The sequence below is a fragment of the Vulcanisaeta sp. EB80 genome, from assembly GCF_002078205.2.
The window spans coordinates 1-19,574 of record NZ_LCWN02000040.1; the positions used below are offsets into that span (position 1 = coordinate 1).

Here is a 19,574-nt window from a genome sequence, read left to right on the forward strand (position 1 = left end):
ATCCAGGTACGTCCTTATTCACCATTATTGGTTCCTTCCCCAGGCTCTTGACAAAGTCATAGGCCCTCCTGGCAACCTCATCACTGGTTTGCGCACCCTTTATCACCTCAACCAGGGGCATCAGGACTGGTGGGTTGAAGAAGTGTATACCAACCACCCTATCCGGTCTCTTCGTTGCACTGGCTATCTCCGTAATCGGTAAACTACTCGTGTTGGTGGCTAGTATTGCATGAGGTGGTGCATTTGCATCAGCCTCAGCAAAGACCTGTTTCTTCAAGTCGAGTTTCTCAGGGACAGCCTCAATCATTAAGTCAGCGCCTCTGGCAGCTTCGGCCACGGATAGGGAGGTCCTTATGCGGCCCATGACCTCGCCAACCCTGTCCTTACTTATTGTACCCCTCTCGGCAAGTTTATCGAGGCTCCACTTTATTCTCTCGAGAGCCTTGTTGAGAAGGTCTTGTGATACGTCTACAATTATTACCTCGTAACCAGCCAAGGCGGAAACCTCGGCAATTCCGTGGCCCATTGTACCAGCACCGATGACCGCAACCTTCCTTATCTGCTGAGACATCAATAATGGGCAGCAAATCGCGTTATTAAGTTTGACATCTATATAGTGAATTTAGTGGTAATGAATGATCAATAATGCACAGAGTGGGTATTGTTATTAAAAACCTTGTATATTAGATCAATGGTGATTTAAGTATGAAGGGAGTTGCCATTGTCGGTGTTGGACATGCAAAGTTTGGGCGTAGAACCGACACAACGTTAGGGGAGTTAACCTGGGAGGCGGTTAAGGAGGCCCTTGATGATGCAAGGCTAGATCAAAGGGATATTCAATACTTCGTTGTTGGTAATGCCGGTGGTTGGAGTGCTGAATCATTGCCTGCCGTGGTTGTTGGTGAGTATTGCGGTTTAAACCCGAGGGGTACCATGAGGGTTGAGGCTGCCTGTGCCTCGGGTAGTGCGGCTGTTTATAATGCGTACCTAGCCGTCGCGTCCGGCATGGCTGATGTGGCGATGGCTATAGGTGTTGAGAAGATGTATGAGTCGCCAACGCCCACCGTGGTCGAGTTCATAGGGAGGGCGGGCAATTACTTCTGGGAGTTCGAGAACTTCGGACTCACATTCCCCGGCTACTACGCGATGTACATGACAGCGTACATGAATAGGTTCAACGCCACTGAGGAGGACTTCTGCAAGGTTGCGGTTAAGAATCATTACTACGGTTCAATGAACCCCAAGGCCCAATTTTATGGTTTACGGATAACCGTTGATCAATGCCTCAAGAGTAGGTATGTGGCATGGCCCATAAAGCTGTATGACTCAAGCCCGATAACCGACGGTGCTGCAGCTGTGATATTGGTAAGTGAGGATTTGGCTAGGAAAATAACTGATACGCCTGTCTGGATTAGATCCGTGGGCGTCGCCACAGGTACCGCAAACCTTAGTAAAAGGCCTGACTTCATAGGCCTAGACGCGGCCTACCAGGCGGCCGAGCAGGCGTTTAGGAAGGCCAATATTGAGCATAGGGATACCTGGAAATATTTCGATGTCGCCGATGTCCATGACTGCTTCACTATAGCTGAGGTGATGGCTTACGAGGACCTGGGCTTTACCGAGAGAGGAACGGGCATCCAATTAATTAGGGAGGGTCAGACCTACAAGGGCGGTTTAATACCGGTCAACCTAGACGGTGGTCTCAAGGCCAAGGGCCACCCAATAGGGGCCACGGGGGTCTCGATGGCCGTTGAGATGACGAAGCAGTTGAGGCAGAGTATTGAGCCCAGGGATAGGCAGGCCGATGTATACACTGGCTGGGCCTTGTCCCATAATGTTGGCGGCACAGGCCATTATGCCTACATAACGCTGTATTCACTCGATAAGGATGGGGGACCGAAAACAAAGCCTAAGAGGTGATGGGTACGTCCCTGGATGCCAAATACGAGGAATTCTGGAGGCAATCAATTAAGCAGTTGAATGAGGTTGTCAAGGCCACGGGCATGCCGATAGCACCTGATGAGAAGGGTCAGTATAGTCTTTGGTATGATGTTAGGGAGTTGAGGATTAGGTTCTCAATAAGTGTTGAGAGGATTAAGAGGTTCTTCGAGGGTTTAAGGGAGGGGAAGATATACGCAACCAGGTGTAGGAGGTGCGGTAGGTACTACTTCCCACCGCAGGCCGACTGCCCATACTGTAGGGTCAGTGATATGGATTGGGTAGAGGTTGGTGGTGAAGGTGAGTTATTGACGTACACGGTAATAAACACGAAACCACTAACGTTCTCCCACTACCCAGACTACGTGGTTGCAATAGCCAGGATGAAGGAGGGCTTCAATGTGTTGGCTTGGCTTAGGATCGATGATCCTAGGAAGATAAGGGTTGGCATGAGGGTTAGGCTCCAGATCGCCAGGAGGGAGCCTGAGGGTTACTTAACGTACGAGTTCGTACCCATTGAGTAATGGGGGTGTTGCCCATGAGCAGGCCCGTACTTATTGATGAAAGGGGTCCCATAACAATATTCACGTTAAATAGGCCAGAAAGACTGAACGCATTAAGTGAGGATCTCAGGGCTGAGTTGCTTGATGCATTACGTAAATTCAACGGCAATCCCGAGAAAAGGGTTGGGGTCATAACGGGGGCTGGTAGGGCATTTTCAGCGGGAGCCGACATTTCATTAAGGCCTGACGAACTTAAGAATGTAAATCTTGAGGAGGAACTTAGGGATTCATTCCACCTAATTCTAAGGGAGATTAGATTTAGCGATAAACTATTTATTGCGGCGGTGAATGGTGTAGCCGCTGGTGCGGGTATAAGCCTAGCTGTTGCCTGCGATTTCGCCTTCGCATCGAAAAGTGCTAGGTTTGTGATGGCGTTTCAGGGTATTGGCTTAGCACCCGATACAGGGTTAACGCTAATGATGAGTAGGCTTGTTGGCGCCAAGGCGCTTAGGTACCTGCTCATTGGCGGTGAGTTTTCTGCCGAGGAGGCTGAAGCCATGGGTCTTGTCAAGGTTGTTGATGACCCACTCGGTGAGGCCCTGAGGTTCGCCAACGAGCTGGTACAGGGACCGTTTAAGGCCTATTCCTACGCGAAAAGGCTCATTAATGAGGCTTTGTTCAAGGATCTTGATCAATTCCTAAGTACGGAGGCGAAACTACAGGGTGAATTGGGTAGAAGTTACGACTTCATCGAGGGCGTTACGGCATTCATCGAGAAGAGGAAGCCGAAGTTCACCGGTTCCTAACTTTCAATTACTAAAATTAGCATTATCGATCTAATCTTTACTTATATACAATGATATAAACAAATTAATACTTAAATAAACTATTTAAGTATGGGAGGTTAAGAATGGTGTCATAAATGCCTTCATACAACTTTATTGACTTTCACGCACACCCCGCAGCGGAGCTCCGGAGGTTAAGGAATAGGTTGCAGAGCGCCGGTGCCGTGGCCTCCGTGCTCTACCCAATAGATGTTGATCCAACGCTTAGCCTAACCCTCAGCGGCTTGTTTAGGTTGGCTAGGGATTTGGGTATGGTTGTTGATGCGAAGTCAGTCGTTAGGGAGGTTTATGACCTGGTTAGTAAGTGGCCTGAGTACATGATCGACCCTATGAAACTCTGGTATGAGGTCTTTAAGGAGGGTACGAGCGAGTTCTTCATACCATTCTCCAGCATAAACCCAAGCTTTGGTAGTAGGTATGTTAAGCAGAAGATTTGGGAGATGGGTCACTTAGGCCTTAGGGGTGTTTTTGTTTCTCCAGTACTTCAATTCTTCAACCCAGCCAAGAGCCCAGCCTTCAGGGAGCTGATGGAGTATTCCGAGAAGAATGAGGTGTTGGTCATCATACATATTGGGATGCCTAGGGAGATTGATGAGAAATTGATCACACACGCACTACCCAACCACCTATCTGAGGTTCTCGAGGAGTATAGGCCGAACATCGTAGTTAGTGGACTAGGCACATCACCGGAAAGGGTTAGTTTATGGGTTAGGGGGGTTGCTAGGGTTATGAGGAAATACGACAATGTTTACCTAGTAACGCCAGACATCAATTGCTACCTATTTAATAATGACTCAGCCAGGTCAATAATAAACTCACTAGGGGCTGATAGGATGATTTTCGGCAGCGGTTACCCGTACAGAAGGTATAGGGACTTGGTTGCGAGTATTAAGTGTGTTGAGGGTAGTACGAATATTCGTGATAATGATAAGGATGAAATAATGATCGAGAACGCACTTGACCTATTGAGGTTTCATGGATTTAAACTCAACATGATCGATACCCTAAACGCCTAGTGAGGAAATTCTGTCCCTCAGTATCTTTTTGTCTATTTTTCCCGTGCTTGTTTTTGGTAATTCCGACTCCATGATTATCACCTTGTCAGGTATCCACCACTTCGGTATTTGCCCCTGCTCTACGTACTTCATCAGGTGATTCCTGATGTCACTCTCGGTTACACTCCACCCAGGCTTTGGTACGACAATGGCTATGGGCCTCTCACCCCACTTGGGATGGGGAACACCAACAACAGCAACTTCACCAACACCAGGATGCGTGCTTATGAGGTCCTCAAGCCTCGTGCTTGAGATCCACTCACCACCGCTCTTTATCACGTCCTTAGCCCTATCCATGATTTGGATATAACCCTCACCATCCCATACCGCTATATCGTCTGTGTGGAACCAGCCATTACGCCAGGCGTTCCTAGTCTTCTCAGGATCGTTAAGATATTCCTTAATGACCCATGGCGCCCTAACCACAAGCTCGCCCATGGTCTTACCATCCCTAGGGACATCCCTATCCTGCTCATCAACAATCCTAACATCAACGAGCGGTAGGGGTAAACCAGCGCTGAGGCCTGACAACTCCCTCCTCCTATCCATGGGCCAATCCCTCATGTTGGGCTTCTCCATACTAAGCAGTATGACTGGCGCTGTTTCCGTGAGTCCAAACCCCTGGACAACAGTTACACCGCGCTTAACCGCCTCCTCAAGCAAACCCCTTGGTAGTGCTGCGCCGCCGGCTATGAACTTGAGCCTGCTTAGGTCGTACTTCGGCGAGTCAGGGTGCGTGAGTAGGTTATAAAGTATGGTTGGTACACCATTAACGATTGTAACACCCTCATCGTTGATAACCCTCAGTATGTGGCCCCAATCAAAACGCCCTGGGTAAACCTGCTTAATGCCAGTCAATGTGGCTATGTACGGGAGTCCCCAGGCATGGACGTGAAACATGGGTACGAGGGGCATGGCTACATCATAGATACTGGCGTTTATTGGTGGTGCGGTTATTGAGAGGGTAACCGATATTGCGTGTAGAACCAGCTGCCTATGGGTGAAGTATGTACCCTTCGGCCTCCCTGTAGTTCCTGATGTGAACATCATCGTTGCTACAACATTCTCGTTAAGTTCTGGGAAGTTGTATGGTTTGGCATTACGTAGTAGGTCCTCATACCAATAAACCTCAACGCCATCAAACGAAACCTCCCCATGCTCAGCCTTATCACTCATTATCACAACCTTTTTTATGCTCTTAACGAGTGATGAGGCAACCCTAGCCAGTGGTATGAAGTCCTCGTTAATGAATAACACCTCATCCTGTGCCTGCAGCATCGTGTATATTATGTCCTCAGGCGATAATAACACATTAACCGTGTGTAGTACGGCGCCGTACATGGGTACCGCGAAGTATAGTTCATAGTGCCTAATCGTGTTCCAATCGAGAACCGCAACCCTACTACCAAACCTACCAGGCTCGCCAGACTGTACCCCAAGCTCCTCGAGAACAGAACCAAGCCTCTGTACCCTATCCCACTCCCTGGCGTAGTTAGACCTGATTATCGATCCACCGGGTGGTGCATAGACAACCTCAATGCTTGGGTACAGCTGGGCGGCTCTACGTATTATCTTATCCAGGGTTAATTGGTACTCATAATATTGAGAACACATTACATAAGTATTGGCATGATTGCTATAAAGTATTGCATATATATTGACTATATACCTACTTCACAGTAACTACATAGTAATTGGCATAACGACCAACCCAAATAACACCAGACCTAACAACCCTGAAGCCAGCCTTGGTAACCTCACTACCAAGCTCACCCTCCCTATAAAGCCTATAGTACCTAAGGACCCTATCACCAAGACCGTAACTCCACGACACATAGCCCTCACAATCACCAACCCTATCGACCAATCTCTCCAGTGCATCACCGACACAACCCCAGGTTGTGGCCATGAATAAGCCGCCAATCCTAAGTGCATCATAGACATTGGAGAGCACATTAAGTATCAAGTCACCAGGTATGTGATGAAGCACGGCGAGTGATAGCACCACATCCACAGAATTACGCCTAATCGGTAAGTGCGTGCCCGAGCAATTAATCCATGGAATATCCTCGCCAGAACCCATTATCATGCCCAGACTCAGCTCGCAACCAATATAGAGAGAGCCAGCGAAGAAGCTCCTCATAACCCTCAAATTACCACCGGACCCAGCCCCAATATCGAGGATAACCCTAGGCTTAGCACTACGTAGGAACTCACCGACCTCGCCAAGCAACCTCTGAGCCAGCACGCCCGTCTCCCTAGCCGTGGAATAGGCCCTGGATATTACGTCATAGGCGTCTCTCACCTCCCTCAACCTCTCCATACAATTAAAACCCAAACAAAAACAAACGCCTCAATTTAAATTTAAAATAATACGATAATTACGCAACCTAACCACTACTTACCGGTGAAAACTCAATACTCACCGTTGAATTCGTAGTCAATACTATCGTTGCATGGAAAGATCCGTAAGGCGTCTCTGTATAGTTAATGGCTTCACCATTGACGTAGACGCCCTCAAGCGTATAACCACTGAATGGCCAGGCTATCACTAGGACTGTGGAGTTCATTGGGAGCATCATGCTTTGAATGTATGGGCCATTTATGATGAGGGATTGGGTCGTTACGAAACCGGGCGTTGACACTATGAGAATCACCCCACCACCGCTAGTCACATTGAATGTGGCGTTAACCTCGGGTACACAATTTATGGTTATGGTCTCATAATTAGCACCACTTGCCAGGGTTATGTTATTTGATGGTTCATACATTATTGTTGGGTACGGACAATTGGTTAATGATGTTACGTTAAAGGTTACCACCGTGCCAGGCCCACCTGCATACGCTGGGCCAAAGGACATGGAACCAGAGCCACTATAGTATGCGTACCAACCAGTTGAGGCATTGGCATAAATGGTCCAGGAGGCGTAATTGGGCGCCGTTATGTTAATGAGTATGTACGAGGATGGTGGAGGTGTTGGCGAGGCCATGGGAACTACGTATATCGACATTGCCAAGACACTAACCGCAACCACTACCAACAATATTATCGCAAGCCACAGTGATTTAACCCAGGTCATAGTAAGTTTAATAGCTTTATTTTACTATTTAAAGGTTAATTATTAATAATGCAAAGGATATTGTTTAAACTAAATAATATGTATGTATATAACTATGGATAATTATTTACCGTAGGTTTACAGGCATAATTCTACCGTTGATGGATAACCAACGCATTCATCCAAGCTACGGCTTTTCACCATCATTATTATCCTTCTTTCTATTACCCAACCACTCAATGCCCTTAAGCTCTAGCCATTTGCCGTACTTAATCACGCTGATCATGTTCCACGTTATTAACCCAGCAACGATGTGCTTACAAACCTCACCCCTAATGACCGACGCCTCGCACGTGCACTTGGCCCCGTAGGGACCGACCGAGACGTAGTAATGGGTATCCCTACTCTCTGATGGTACCCTAAGTCTCAAACCACCAATCTCCCTACCATCATCCCTAACATCGATTATCACCGAGCGCTGGGCGAGCCTATACGCGTCAATAACCTTATCAACCCTCCAACCAAGAATCCCAGCTAATTCGAGAAACCACTCCTTAAGCCTCCTATCCAACTGGGACAGCTCCTCAGCCAATCACAACCACCTATTGTTTAAGCGTATAATGTACACCTCGGGCTTAAATTAACCTTTCCAAGTAATTCAATGTATATTACTGAGTATTAACGGCAAGTTCTAGGTAGAGTTCATCAATTACAGAGTTCCAATCAAACAATAGGGACCCATCAATATTCCTCAAGGCTCTCCTTGCAGCATCCCTCAACTTCCAACTAACCCTAAGACCACACCTACCACAGATTATGCCCACCCTGTTACTGTCCTCCTCAAGGAAGAGTGAACCACCGCATTTGGGGCACTCGAGGTTAAGCCTAATCCTCATCATCCAAACCCACGTAAACGTCTATATAAGACCTCCCGCCTAATTAACCAATGAGAACAGCAAAAGTTTCACAGAACTCGGTGGACACCTATGAAAACTAAGGTGCATCTCGCCTTTAAGGCGAGGGAGAGGTCAGCAGCTTAAGTAATGCATCAACAACATCAATCCTCCTACTAACAACCACACTATACCTAACTTCGGTGCTCATTAATTCTTCGCCTAACTCATTGCCGCCCAATACATAGCTATAGGCGTTGGCTGCCCTTGAGACGACATAGGCACCTGCTATGTCAAAGACCCTAAGCCTGTTCCTCATATCCATGAAGGCGAGGAACCTACCCAACGAAGCCATGACGGCCTCTAGGCTTGCCGAACCAAGGCTCCTAATCTTAAACCTACCAAACCTATCATAGAACTCCCTGAGACCGAAAAGCACCTTCTCGTTTGTGTCCGGTTCCACGTACATGGAGACCACGGGCCTGTCAATGTCACTACTCAAATCTCCGAGCTCATCACCCCTAACCTGGAATCCCTCGGTTCCGCCGTAGTAGAGTGCGTTCTTTGGTACGTAATAAACAACACCATCGCTCAAATCCCTAAACCTCATCTTTTCACGGTATCTACCCGCGGCTATTGATACTGAGTAGAATGGTATGTTAAACACGAAATTGAGGGAGCCATCTAATGGATCAACTATGAACTCGTACTCAGGCTCCCCACCACCAATCTTAACAACACCCCTCTCCTCAGTAATTATAGCCGCCCTCAAACCCTCATTCTCGATGCCCTTGATGATCAACTCCTCAGCCTCCAGGTCCACCCTCCTTGAAACATCGGTGGAGCCCCTCCTCATTATCTGCCTATAGCTGGGATCATCAGCCTTAGACCTAATGAATGAACCAGCCTTAACAGCCAGGTCCCTGATCAATGATGCCAGGTTAACCTCCACGCGAACCTGCGTATTTACCAACTTAAAAATCCTACCTAGCCCCTAAGTAGGAAGTAATTCTTCAACCTATTACCCTCAACTATCAGGTACGCCATCCTAAGCACACCCTCAGAATACTCACTACCTGCATTAACCACAGGCACCTTAGTACCGGCCCTACTCCTTATATAATCAATGCCTGGTGACTCATGAACATGACCGTGAAGGCCCATTAACGGCGAGTACTCCTCAATCAACGCCCTAACGGATTTACTGCCCACGTGCGTCCTAAGAACCTCACCACCCCGGATCACGGGTTTGAAATCCTTGTCCAACTGGTAGGCCTGGTCAATTAGGGTGTTGTTTGGTGGGTCGTGAATGACGAGAATGAGCTTACCCAGCCTCGATTTATCAACATTGCCTATCAACTTCTCGACCCTAGCCCTAAGATCCTCCTCACTAACCTCCCTCGGTGTGTGCCATGGTGTTGGTGTTGAGTAGCCGAAGCCTAGGAAGTGGTAGCCGTTGATCTCCACGACATTCTCATCTATCGGTATCAGGACGTCCGAAGCCCTCCTCCTCACGTAATCCGCGATCTCCTGGTAATCATCATTGCCAGGCATTAGTAGTAGCTTAACACCAGCCTCCCTATACCTAGCCTCAACCTTACCCAGGTCCTCCTCGAGAGCCTCAATCATCAACTTAATGAATGTGTCCCTAACCCTCTCCCTACTACTTGCCAACTCCTCATAGCCAGCCTTATTAACAACCACAGGGTAGTAACCCCTAGCCCTGAGGCGCTTAATGACGTTGTCCAATTCATCATCATTGACTGACTTAACATCACCAAACACGTTCACCAAGTACTTACTAACACCATTAGTAACACTGAAGGATCCATCCTCCCTAACGATAGGTACCAAGGCCTTACCCGTCAAGTCACCGGCAAGCACCACAATGTCGGCTTTGTAGAATTTTATGGCGTTGGATAGTTTACCAAAGGCCATGCTTGAACCATGCAAGTCTGAAACCAGTAAAATCCTAAGCCTATCCACGGTTGTCGCTATTACAAACAATATTTAAACCTAACCCATTAATTTAGGCGTGTTACTGCGTGTATTATTTAAACAAATCATTAAACAAAATTCACAAACCCAACACCCTACCCAACTCCCTAATGATCTCACCATAAACCAAATCCCTATTCACCCTACTCAACTCAACAACCCTAAAGCCAAAACGCTCAACAAACCCCCTAACCCCCGGGTTGAACCTGTAGGCTGTGAATACCGTACCCAGAAAGTGCACCTTTGGCGTGACCTCCTCAAGAACCCTTAGGAAATCCCTACTTAAGAGCTCCATCTTGCCAATCTCATCAACAATAAGCAAAGAACCCTGTCCAGCAGACCTAATTGCTGGTATCCCAACCTCCTCCATGGCTCTCGTGTTTACGTAGTACTTACCAACCATTGGGTTGCCGCGAAATAGGGACACGTGGGCAAGCCAAGCCTCCTTACCACCGTTAATGTCAATTATCTTAAAACCAACCCTAGAACCACCCTCCCTAACCTCCACGGTCACGAAACCAAATACCTTAAGACCCAAACCCCTGGCGTAATCAGCCACCTTCCTAACCAACGTGGTCTTACCAACACCAGGAGGACCAGTGACCAACACCCTCAGGTACTCCATTAAGGTTAGAGTGCATAGGGGGCGTTAATTAAATCATTACTGATACACCCTGGGATTAGGTGGTGGGCAATAGCATGGTTCCTTTACGGACGAAAGAAGATTAATTAACTCTTTACATCCTTAGCCTGTGGTTGAGGAGGAGGTTAGGAAGGTTGTAACCACTGGTAGGTCTTCCGTAGCCATAACCATACCCAAGAGGTGGCTAACGGCGCTGGGTATAGGGCCTGGCTCGCATGTGCTGCTTAGGTTTATGGGTAATTACATAGCCCTGGCACCCATGGGCGGCGCCGCGAAGGCTTGGGGTGGTAATAATTCAATAGGTGTTGATAGGGATGATCCTGAGTACGTGCTTAGGAAGGTCATTACCCAGTACCTAAGGGGTGCCAGTGAGGTTAGGGTTAGGTTTGGTGATCATGTTAGCATTAAGGGTAGCGTTAAGGGGTTGGTTAGGGATAGGATATCCGGTGCCGAGGTCATTGAGGAGGGCGCTGATTACCTGGTGATTAGGTTCGTAATGCCCACACCCGAGATACCGATTAAGCGATTGCTCAATAGGATGATGCTCGTGGTCCTAGGAATGGCTAGGGACGCCATAGACATCCTCAGGGGTTCTGGTGGCGACCCTGAGGATGTGATTGAGAGGGATAATGAGGTTGATAGGTTGTACCTGCTCGTTGAGAGGTTGGTGATGAGTGGCTTAATAGACCAAGCCGTCCTCTCCAAGCTGGAGGTTGTTGATTCTAGGGAGTTGGTCAACTCACTCATGGTTGCCAAGTCCATAGAGAGGGCTGGTGACCATGCCTGGAGGATAGCCCAGGTAGTTAGGGAGACCCAGACCCTATGCTGTAAATTGGTTGAGTCACCAATCGTGAATGACATAGCCGACCTAGGCTCAATGGCTATAGACCTATTTAGGGGGTCAGTCCTGTCCTTCATAAATACTGATGTTGAGGGTGCAGTGAAGACACTGGATATGAGATTGAAAATGAGGGGTAGGAGCATGGACGTCATTGGTAAAATATACAGTAGCGGGTTGCCTGTGGAGATTGGCGGCAGGTTGATGATGATTGTTGAGAGCATAAGGAGGATGTCCGAGTACGCATACGACGTGGCTGAAATCACACTGGACACCTATGGGTGACCACAACGAGCACCGTGAGCATCTTCAATAGATACGCACTGGATTATGATCATTGGTACAGGAAACACGAAATGGTGGCTGAGGCCGAGGTTAAGACAGTGTCCATGACTAAACCACAGGGCTTCGGCATGGAGGTTGGGGTTGGAAGCGGATTCTTCGCTAGTAAAGTTAACATACAAATGGGCCTAGAGCCCGCCCTAGGTATGGCTGAGTTGGCGAGGGATAGGGGCGTGATGGTTGTGGCTGGCATTGGTGAGTCAATGCCGATTAGGGACTATTCCCTCGATTACGTGGTCATCATAGTCACAATATGCTTCCTCGACGATCCCAAGAAAACACTTCGGGAGGTTCACAGGGTGCTTAAGCCCGGTGGTAGATTAATAACGTGCATAGTACCTAGGGAGAGCAGCCATGGGAGGTTCTACATGGAGCTTGGTCGCAGAGGGCATAGGTTTTACTCAGCGGCCCACTTCTACACCGTTAAGGAGCTTGCGAGTATGCTGAGGGAGGTAGGTTTTGTTGATGAGGAGGTCATCGCCACATTATCGAGAGGTGTTGGTGATTACTACGAGGAGCCTAAAACAGTGAGCCTTGGGGAGGCTGAGGATTATGGTTTCGTATGCGTAACAGCAACGCGTAGGGATTAATGCTTCATTATTAATTTATTGATTAAGAGGAGTCTCAGGGCTTCCGAATCCACGAGGAATTCCTTAGGTAATGAGTCGAGGAATTGGGAGACGACCTCATGTATCAGGAGGTCCATAACCTCATCCCTATCAAAACCCCTCAACCTCAGGTAATTGACTTGATCCTCATCGAGTGAAGCATCGGCAGCGCTATGCCTGGCTCCGTTCACGTCACCAGTATCAACCATTATGACCGGCACGGAGGCTGCATAGGCCCCCTCATTCAGTACGAATACCTTACCCTCAACGTTCGTGTCACTCCACCTGGCCTTCTCAAATATCCTACCCAAGGCCCTATGTATTATAAACGACTTATCCCTAGCCACACCAAGAACCCTTGAGTAGCTTGAGCTACCCTCACCCAGGTGCATCGCATTAACCTGGTAATCAATCCTCGACGAACCAACACCAACCTCAAGACCAAGGTGGTTAAGCCTAGACCCAACACCCTGGAGCAGGTAATCCTCCCTATGGTGGTTCATGGGGCCACCAATGAGCAATGACCTGGCAACCACACTAGAGTTCTCGTTGGTAATAACCCTAAGCATGGTGAATTCAGGCGTGGAATCACCCATCGAGATGACGAGCAGGTTCAGCAAGGAACCCCTGCCCAGGTAAACCTCGGCTGTCGTTGATGGGCAACCACCATTATTGACTATGTAGAGGCCCAAACTAGCCCTAACCCCATCATTAACGGCTATTGTGTAGTGGGTCGGTATCAGGACTTGCGAATTCGTGTTCGTATTCACGATAATCCTCAACGGTTCATCGATGCTCTCGGCAATCTCCACATAGGCGCCACCGAGCATGTTAGCCACATGCCTAGCCAGGGCCTTGGACTCATCAATATCTATTGATTTAAACACGAGGTTCCCATACTCATCACCTAAATCCTCCAGATCCAAGACCCTAACGCCGCTTGGTACCTTGCCCAGGCTTAGGTAGCCATTAACAACAGCCACCCCAGGCTCTATGAGGTCGAAGACAGGCCCCGCCCTGGTTATCGTGGCTGGGTTTGGGTCGGCGCACCTCTCGAAGGCATTCCAGTCCGTGTAGTACTTGACTGATGGTGAATCCCTTATCTGTTGGTACGGTATCTTGGGCACCAACTCCCTAGCTCTCTCCCTAAGCTCAACAAGCCACTTGGCGCTCATAATAAACACGCTCAGCCGACCTTTGACAGCTTACCAAACTCGAGCTCAATAACCCTATTTAAAGTCATTGCATACTCAGTTGGTAACCTAACCACGATATCCTGTATGAAACCGAGGACAACCAAGCTCCTAGCCGTACCCTCATCAAAACCACGGCTCCTCAGGTAGAACAATTTATCCTCACTAAGCCTACCCGTATAAGCCTCGTGGGTAACCGTGGCAGTCTCCTCAAAGACTTGGTCATGCGGTATCGTGTAAGCCCTGGACTTGTCATCGAGTATTAGCGAGTCACAGGATACCGAGGATTTTGCGTACCTCGCGCCCTCCCTAACATACACAAGGCCCCTGTAGACTACGGTACCGCCGTTTATGCTCACGCTCTTATTCACAATCTTACTCGAGGTCCTCGGCGCATCGTGATAGGCCTTGGCACCATTCTCCTTCCAGAACGGCCCGTTGGCTATCGTAATCCCTATTATGCTGGTCCTCGCACCCTCACCCTTAAGCACCGTGCTTGGGTACGTGTAACTAACCTTACTACCGAGGCTACCCTCAACCCACTCGACCGTCGCGTTCTCCATCGCCACAGCCCTCTTATTATTAAAATTGATAATATTCCTACTCCAATTCTGGATAGTATTAATCCTCAAATGGGCATTCTTTGCCGCGAATCCCTCGACCATGCCATCGTGAAAACTGAATCCCTTATAGACAGGGGCTGCACAACCCTCAAGCCACTCCACGGAGGCACCCTCATCGGCAACAATGAGCGAGTGCTCGAACTGACCCTCACCAGACGTGCCAATTAGGAAGAAGGACTCTATGGGCATATCAAGCCTCACACCGGGCGGTACATAGACGAAGGTGCCACCACTCCATAAAGCCACGTGGAGTGCTGCGAACTTATGCTCACCTGGTGGGAATACCCTGGTGAAGTACTGCTTCACGAGGTCCGGGTACCTCTTAACAGCCTCGTCCATCGTAGTCACAATGGCGCCCTTCTCCTCGAGGTACTTCTTAACGTGGAGGTAGACAACCTCGGAATCGAACTGACCAAGCAATCCAGCCAAAACCCTAGCCTCCAGCTCAGGGAGTCCCAGGGCTTCGTAGTACCTCCTAATCTCCTTAGGCACCTCGTCCCAGGACTTTGCACGCTCAATACTCGGCTTGGCGTAGGTCACCAGGGACTCAAGGTCTATCTCCTCCTTAATGGGCAACCACTTGGGCCATGGCTGCCTCTCGAACATCTCCAAAGCCCTGAGCCTAAGTCTCCTCATCCAATCAGGCTCGCCCTTAATCTTACTCAACTCCTCAACAGTATCCCTAGTAATCCTACCCCTAACCACAGCCTCCCAGGGAACCTTCTCCAACTCGGGGCCAAGCAATTCCTCGACAGACCCCTTCTCAATAACACTCTTCAGTGACTCTGCCGTCTCATTATTCATCAGTGTCACCGAAGGCATGCATTGAGACCTACTTAAAAACCAATCCCCGGAGATAGGAAACTCTGAACTTTAACCAACACCACCAAGTCTCGAAAGCTCAAGCTCAATGGCCCTATTGAATATCGAGACGTACTCAACGGGCAGGTTAACCATGACATCATGGAAGTAACCGAGCACCACGAGGCTACGGGCCTCCTCCTCACCCAAACCACGGCTCCTTAAATAAAACAGCTTATCCTCACCAAGCCTACCCGTGTACGCCTCATGCGTTACTGTAGCCGTAACCTCGAAGACCTGCTCATGAGGTATCGTGTACGCCCTAGACCTCTCATCAAGCACCAGGGACTCACAACTAACCGAGGATTTTGCGTACCTCGCGCCCTCCCTAACATACACAAGGCCCCTATAGACCGAGGTCCCACCATTCAAGCTAACACCCTTACTAACAACCTTACTGTAGGTGTGCGGTGCGGTATGGAACACCTTGGCACCCTCCTCCTTCCAGGTAGGCCCGTTTGCCAGGGCGACACTCGTTACCGTCGCCCTGGAACCAACACCCCTGAGAACACTCATTGGGTAGACAATCGTCACCTTACCACCCAGGGAACCACTTAACCAATCAACCGAGGCCCCCTCCTCAATAATCGCCCTATTATTACCAAAGTAAATAACGCCCCTGCTCCAATTCTTCAAATCCACAAGCCTAACCCTCGCGCCCCTATGGATGTACGCCTCAGTCATACCATTATGAAGACTAACGCCGGTAAACACGGGCGCTGCGCAGGCAACAATAAACTCAACACTCGAATTCTCACCAACAATAATGAGCGAGTGTTCGAATTGACCAACACCGGCACTACTAATCAATATGACTAACTCGAGGGGCAACTTAACATGCGTGTTGGGAGGTACATAGACGAAGACACCACCACCCCAAAGGGCTATGTTTAGGGATGCGAACTTGTACTCCGGCGGGAATACCCTGGTGAAGTACTGCTTCACGAGGTCCGGGTACCTCTTGACGGCCTCATCCATACTCATGGCAACGACACCAGCCCTCTCCAGGTCTTTCTTGACACTCTCGTAGGTCACGCCAGAATCAACCTGCCCAATAACACCAGAGAGAACCTTAGCCTCAAGCTCAGGTATCTTGAGGGCCTCGTAGTACTCCCTCAACTCCCTAGGCAGCTCATCCCAGGACCTAGCCCTCTCCACGGTTGGCTTAGCATACAGGACCAGGGACTCAAGGTCTATACTACCCTCAATAGGCAACCACTTGGGCCATGGCTGCCTCTCGAACATCTCCAAAGCCCTAAGCCTAAGTCTCCTCATCCAATCAGGCTCGCCCCTAACCCTACTCAACTCCTCAACCATGTCCCTCGTTATTTTACCCCTAACAGCCACCTCCCAGGGAATGGGCTTGGCAGCACCGAGTATGCCGGAAACATCGCCCCTAGCAATATCGAGCTTTGCGCCGGACATTAAGGCACCAAGCAATTAGTGAGGGATTGTGGATTTAAAGCATTGCACTAAATAACCCACATAGACACTGCCGAAAGGCTTTTAATCAGTGTCACAAAAGCAACAAGACCGAAATGACAAAGCTCGAAATCACAAACCTAGCCGTCGAGGTTGATGGAAAGAGGATACTAAACAACGTAAACCTAACGGTCGAGTCAGGCGAGGTGGTAGCCATAATGGGACCAAACGGCAGCGGAAAAACAACACTATTCCTAACAATAGCAGGGCACCCAAGGTACAGGGTGGTTAACGGGGACATAAGGCTTGATGGAGAGTCAATAGTGAACCTATACCCAGAGGAGAGGGTGCAGAAAGGCATACTGCTGGCGCTGCAAACACCAACACCAGTACCCGAGGTCAGGCTATCGATGCTCATAACGGCAATGCTGAACAAGAAGATGGGCAAGCACATAACAGACCCACCATCACCACAAACCCTAGCCCAACTAACAAAACTAACAACAGAACTAGGACTAAAGCCAGAGCACCTAGGCAGGGGAGTCCATGCTGGATTCAGCGGCGGAGAATCAAAGAGGGCAGAAATGCTTCAGCTACTCATGTACAAACCAAAGGTCGCAATGCTAGACGAACCGGACTCGGGGCTCGACGTAGACGGCATAGCCGTGATAGGCAAATCAATAGCCAAACTAGCCCAGGAAGGAACAGCAATACTAGTCACAACACACCACGCAGAGATACTGCACTACGTAAAACCAACCAAGGTAATAGTAATGAACAAGGGCGAGGTGGTGCACCAGGGCGGTGAGGAGGTCGTAAAGACAATAGAGAACATGGGCTACGAAAAATTCTTCAGAGACGTCCTAAAAATAACACAATGAATTCATCGCCTAGAATAGTATCGGTATAATATCCTCCCTCACGCAATTCAACAAGTTCGTCTCACGATTAATCATGGTTATGCACGCCTTATCAGGACCCCTACCCCTTATAGCCAGGTAAACCTCCTCATGATAAGACCTTCTCTGGTAGCTCGTGAACAACGTAACTCTAACAATCCTAAGCCTAATCGAGTCAAGGAACTCAACAATGTACTTATCACCAGACGTCACCGTAACTAACCCACGAAACCTAGCCATTAAGACTCGCCAAAGCCACAGGATCAAGCCACCCTTCGATATCTCGTCCTTTATGGTTTAATCAACCTTGCCATAATTACTTTAAGCAGTAATTCGTTAAAAGGCATAGTAGGATGTCTTCGAATAATCACGCACTGATTATTCGCTATTATCATAATGAACAATTGCGATTAAAGGCCGCGTAATCGATTGGTGACGATCGAGTGCATTAGGTAATCTTAAATTGGTACCTCGCTGTTAGGTACGCCACGCATCGAACATAAATAACCAATAACTAAAACTAAATTCTGAACAAAAATAAAGCAAGAATTATTAGGATGCTATAGTACCACGGAAACGTGGCACTATTCAGTATTAGAAGTAATGAATCAACCCTCACCATTAGTAGTAAGGGTGCCTACGTCACGGAATGGTCGATAGCGGGCAAAAACGTTTTACTGCCCGGCAACCTGGAGAGGCCGACGAGGGGAGGTATGGCGATCATGATACCATACGCGAACAGGGTCAGGGACGGCGAGTACGAGTTTGAGGGCGCTAGGTACGTGCTCCCACGTAATGAGGAGGGCCATGCAATACACGGGCTTGTCTTGAATGACGAGTGGGAACTGTTGGAGCTGGGCCCTAGCGAGATTGAATTTAAGCACGTACTCAATCACCCGGGCTACCCAACCGAACTAACGAGCGTGGTCAAGTACGCGTTGGGTGAGAGGGAGTTCAGGACGGACTTAATCATTAGGAACACGGGGTCTAGGACCGCACCGCTTGTGGTTGGTGCTCACCCATACTTCATTGTAAGTCCTGACTGGAGGATTAGGGTTGATGGTGAGGTGAGAATTTGCGTAATGAGTAACAAAATACCCACAGGCGAGCTACTGCCATACGACATAGACAACACGAGTAAGAGGGAATTCGATGACTGCTTCCTAATAGGCAATGCGGAGGTAACCCTCGAATCAAGCTACTCAACCATAAAGATGGTGAGGCGTAACATGCCATACACGCAAATCTACACGGGAATACCTGGCTCAATCGCCATAGAACCCATGAGCGGTGCACCCGATGCATACCACAACGGACTGGGACTAATCGTAATAAGACCTGGCGAGACAAAAACATTCAGTTTCACAATTAAAGTCCTAAGAATCTAGCACAAGGCGCCAAACCGGCATGAACTATTACCCACGGCTATACATGAAGCCTAAGGAAATCGATTATAACCCAACAGTTCGGCAACCCAAGCTCCACAACACATAAGTCCAAAGCCGCAATCCTTATACAGCACGACACTTAACATTAATTGTATGGTTGTCGATGTATTAATCCACGCCAGGTCCTACGTGAAAGGAGAGCTCAGGGAGGCTTACGTGGGTATAGCAGGGAGTGAGATAACCTACGTCGGCGAAAAACCAACCGAGGCCAACGTCGTCATAGACCTACCAAGCCAATACGTAGTGCTGCCGGGGCTCGCCGACATCCACGTACACCTGAGGGACTTCGAACTATCATACAAGGAAGACGCAGCAAGCGGCACAGCGGCAGCCCTGGCAGGGGGCTTCGTGGCGCTCGGCGACATGCCAAACACAAAACCACCAATAAAAACCATAGACCTACTAA

At 48.8% G+C, this 19,574-nt stretch carries 21 protein-coding genes and 1 pseudogene; 9 read left to right on the forward strand and 13 right to left on the reverse strand.

Annotated elements, in window-relative coordinates:
• Positions 1-571, reverse strand: a 571-nt coding sequence (locus B7L70_RS07775) for a 3-hydroxyacyl-CoA dehydrogenase family protein (protein ID WP_162009136.1), incomplete at its 3' end; no start/stop codon positions are given.
• 134 nt (positions 572-705) lie between these two features.
• Between B7L70_RS07775 and B7L70_RS07780 the strand changes: the two genes are divergently transcribed.
• The 4 genes from B7L70_RS07780 (at position 706) to B7L70_RS07795 (ending at position 4,302) form a co-directional block, all read left to right on the forward strand.
• Positions 706-1,920, forward strand: a complete 1,215-nt coding sequence (locus B7L70_RS07780) for a thiolase domain-containing protein (protein ID WP_081227299.1) — start codon at positions 706-708, stop codon at positions 1,918-1,920.
• Positions 1,920-2,462, forward strand: coding sequence for a Zn-ribbon domain-containing OB-fold protein (locus B7L70_RS07785; protein WP_081227300.1), 543 nt, complete (start codon positions 1,920-1,922; stop codon positions 2,460-2,462). Before B7L70_RS07780 ends, B7L70_RS07785 begins: the two co-directional genes overlap by 1 nt.
• A gap of 14 nt (positions 2,463-2,476) precedes the next feature.
• On the forward strand, positions 2,477-3,247 hold the full coding sequence (locus B7L70_RS07790; protein ID WP_081227315.1) for an enoyl-CoA hydratase-related protein: 771 nt from the start codon (positions 2,477-2,479) through the stop codon (positions 3,245-3,247).
• Between the two features lie 116 nt (positions 3,248-3,363).
• Entirely contained in the window at positions 3,364-4,302 is a 939-nt protein-coding gene (locus tag B7L70_RS07795) for an amidohydrolase family protein (RefSeq protein ID WP_081227301.1), read from the forward strand.
• Here the strand turns inward: B7L70_RS07795 and B7L70_RS07800 are convergent.
• The 8 genes from B7L70_RS07800 to B7L70_RS07835 form a co-directional block, all read right to left on the reverse strand.
• On the reverse strand, positions 4,291-5,955 hold the full coding sequence (locus B7L70_RS07800; protein WP_081227302.1) for a long-chain-fatty-acid--CoA ligase: 1,665 nt from the start codon (positions 5,953-5,955) through the stop codon (positions 4,291-4,293). The genes B7L70_RS07795 and B7L70_RS07800 overlap by 12 nt on opposite strands.
• Before the next feature lie 55 nt (positions 5,956-6,010).
• Positions 6,011-6,664 (reverse strand): class I SAM-dependent methyltransferase, encoded by a 654-nt coding sequence (locus B7L70_RS07805; protein ID WP_081227303.1) that lies wholly within the window; start codon positions 6,662-6,664, stop codon positions 6,011-6,013.
• Between the two features lie 67 nt (positions 6,665-6,731).
• Entirely contained in the window at positions 6,732-7,421 is a 690-nt protein-coding gene (locus B7L70_RS07810; RefSeq protein ID WP_081227304.1) for a hypothetical protein, read from the reverse strand.
• Between the two features lie 166 nt (positions 7,422-7,587).
• Positions 7,588-7,992 carry an SWIM zinc finger family protein gene (locus B7L70_RS07815; RefSeq protein ID WP_081227305.1) on the reverse strand — a complete coding sequence of 135 codons (405 nt, stop codon included), beginning with the start codon at positions 7,990-7,992 and terminating at the stop codon, positions 7,588-7,590.
• A 76-nt stretch (positions 7,993-8,068) separates the two neighbouring features.
• Positions 8,069-8,296 carry a hypothetical protein gene (locus tag B7L70_RS07820; RefSeq protein WP_081227306.1) on the reverse strand — a complete coding sequence of 76 codons (228 nt, stop codon included), beginning with the start codon at positions 8,294-8,296 and terminating at the stop codon, positions 8,069-8,071.
• A 115-nt stretch (positions 8,297-8,411) separates the two neighbouring features.
• Complete coding sequence (locus tag B7L70_RS07825; RefSeq protein WP_081227307.1) at positions 8,412-9,245, reverse strand: inositol monophosphatase family protein; 834 nt, start codon at positions 9,243-9,245, stop codon at positions 8,412-8,414.
• 35 nt (positions 9,246-9,280) lie between these two features.
• Positions 9,281-10,279: a metallophosphoesterase gene (locus B7L70_RS07830; RefSeq protein WP_081227308.1), complete on the reverse strand. Its 999-nt coding sequence runs from the start codon at positions 10,277-10,279 to the stop codon at positions 9,281-9,283.
• Positions 10,280-10,370: 91 nt separating this feature from the next.
• Positions 10,371-10,916 (reverse strand): NTPase, encoded by a 546-nt coding sequence (locus B7L70_RS07835; protein ID WP_081227309.1) that lies wholly within the window; start codon positions 10,914-10,916, stop codon positions 10,371-10,373.
• A 127-nt stretch (positions 10,917-11,043) separates the two neighbouring features.
• On the opposite strand from B7L70_RS07835, the gene B7L70_RS07840 reads away from it, so the two are divergent.
• Both B7L70_RS07840 and B7L70_RS07845 read left to right on the forward strand, forming a co-directional pair.
• Entirely contained in the window at positions 11,044-12,057 is a 1,014-nt protein-coding gene (locus B7L70_RS07840; RefSeq protein ID WP_081227310.1) for a phosphate uptake regulator PhoU, read from the forward strand.
• Positions 12,054-12,704: a class I SAM-dependent methyltransferase gene (locus B7L70_RS07845; protein ID WP_101940261.1), complete on the forward strand. Its 651-nt coding sequence runs from the start codon at positions 12,054-12,056 to the stop codon at positions 12,702-12,704. The genes B7L70_RS07840 and B7L70_RS07845 overlap by 4 nt, the downstream gene beginning before the upstream one ends.
• Here the strand turns inward: B7L70_RS07845 and B7L70_RS07850 are convergent.
• From B7L70_RS07850 to sufB (B7L70_RS07860), 3 genes are all read right to left on the reverse strand, one after another.
• On the reverse strand, positions 12,701-13,897 hold the full coding sequence (locus B7L70_RS07850) for a SufD family Fe-S cluster assembly protein (protein ID WP_081227311.1): 1,197 nt from the start codon (positions 13,895-13,897) through the stop codon (positions 12,701-12,703). The genes B7L70_RS07845 and B7L70_RS07850 overlap by 4 nt on opposite strands.
• Positions 13,898-13,908: 11 nt before the next feature.
• Entirely contained in the window at positions 13,909-15,342 is a 1,434-nt protein-coding gene (gene sufB, locus B7L70_RS07855; protein ID WP_081227317.1) for a Fe-S cluster assembly protein SufB, read from the reverse strand.
• 69 nt (positions 15,343-15,411) lie between these two features.
• Positions 15,412-16,824: a Fe-S cluster assembly protein SufB gene (sufB, locus tag B7L70_RS07860; RefSeq protein ID WP_081227312.1), complete on the reverse strand. Its 1,413-nt coding sequence runs from the start codon at positions 16,822-16,824 to the stop codon at positions 15,412-15,414.
• Positions 16,825-16,937: 113 nt separating this feature from the next.
• Here sufB (B7L70_RS07860) and sufC point away from each other — a divergent pair, with 113 nt between their 5' ends.
• On the forward strand, positions 16,938-17,702 hold the full coding sequence (gene sufC, locus B7L70_RS07865) for a Fe-S cluster assembly ATPase SufC (RefSeq protein WP_081227313.1): 765 nt from the start codon (positions 16,938-16,940) through the stop codon (positions 17,700-17,702).
• Between the two features lie 9 nt (positions 17,703-17,711).
• On the opposite strand, the gene B7L70_RS07870 is transcribed toward sufC, so the two are convergent.
• Entirely contained in the window at positions 17,712-17,960 is a 249-nt protein-coding gene (locus tag B7L70_RS07870; RefSeq protein ID WP_143701591.1) for a hypothetical protein, read from the reverse strand.
• A gap of 338 nt (positions 17,961-18,298) precedes the next feature.
• Between B7L70_RS07870 and B7L70_RS07875 the strand changes: the two genes are divergently transcribed.
• Positions 18,299-19,108: an aldose 1-epimerase gene (locus B7L70_RS07875; protein WP_202908712.1), complete on the forward strand. Its 810-nt coding sequence runs from the start codon at positions 18,299-18,301 to the stop codon at positions 19,106-19,108.
• Positions 19,109-19,261: 153 nt separating this feature from the next.
• A pseudogene (locus tag B7L70_RS07880) lies at positions 19,262-19,574 on the forward strand (amidohydrolase family protein); the annotation flags it as partial.

Excerpts from the sequence above, each read along its gene's own strand:
- B7L70_RS07780 (WP_081227299.1), top strand. The coding sequence starts at position 706 with ATGAAGGGAGTTGCCATTGTCGGTGTTGGACATGCAAAGTTTGGGCGT.
- B7L70_RS07785 (WP_081227300.1), top strand. The coding sequence starts at position 1,920 with ATGGGTACGTCCCTGGATGCCAAATACGAGGAATTCTGGAGGCAATCA.
- B7L70_RS07790 (WP_081227315.1), top strand. The coding sequence starts at position 2,477 with ATGAGCAGGCCCGTACTTATTGATGAAAGGGGTCCCATAACAATATTC.
- B7L70_RS07795 (WP_081227301.1), top strand. The coding sequence starts at position 3,364 with ATGCCTTCATACAACTTTATTGACTTTCACGCACACCCCGCAGCGGAG.
- B7L70_RS07800 (WP_081227302.1), bottom strand. The coding sequence starts at position 5,955 with ATGTGTTCTCAATATTATGAGTACCAATTAACCCTGGATAAGATAATA.
- B7L70_RS07805 (WP_081227303.1), bottom strand. The coding sequence starts at position 6,664 with ATGGAGAGGTTGAGGGAGGTGAGAGACGCCTATGACGTAATATCCAGG.
- B7L70_RS07810 (WP_081227304.1), bottom strand. The coding sequence starts at position 7,421 with ATGACCTGGGTTAAATCACTGTGGCTTGCGATAATATTGTTGGTAGTG.
- B7L70_RS07820 (WP_081227306.1), bottom strand. The coding sequence starts at position 8,296 with ATGAGGATTAGGCTTAACCTCGAGTGCCCCAAATGCGGTGGTTCACTC.
- B7L70_RS07835 (WP_081227309.1), bottom strand. The coding sequence starts at position 10,916 with ATGGAGTACCTGAGGGTGTTGGTCACTGGTCCTCCTGGTGTTGGTAAG.
- B7L70_RS07850 (WP_081227311.1), bottom strand. The coding sequence starts at position 13,897 with ATGAGCGCCAAGTGGCTTGTTGAGCTTAGGGAGAGAGCTAGGGAGTTG.
- sufB (WP_081227317.1), bottom strand. The coding sequence starts at position 15,342 with ATGAATAATGAGACGGCAGAGTCACTGAAGAGTGTTATTGAGAAGGGG.
- sufB (WP_081227312.1), bottom strand. The coding sequence starts at position 16,824 with ATGTCCGGCGCAAAGCTCGATATTGCTAGGGGCGATGTTTCCGGCATA.
- sufC (WP_081227313.1), top strand. The coding sequence starts at position 16,938 with ATGACAAAGCTCGAAATCACAAACCTAGCCGTCGAGGTTGATGGAAAG.
- B7L70_RS07870 (WP_143701591.1), bottom strand. The coding sequence starts at position 17,960 with ATGGCTAGGTTTCGTGGGTTAGTTACGGTGACGTCTGGTGATAAGTAC.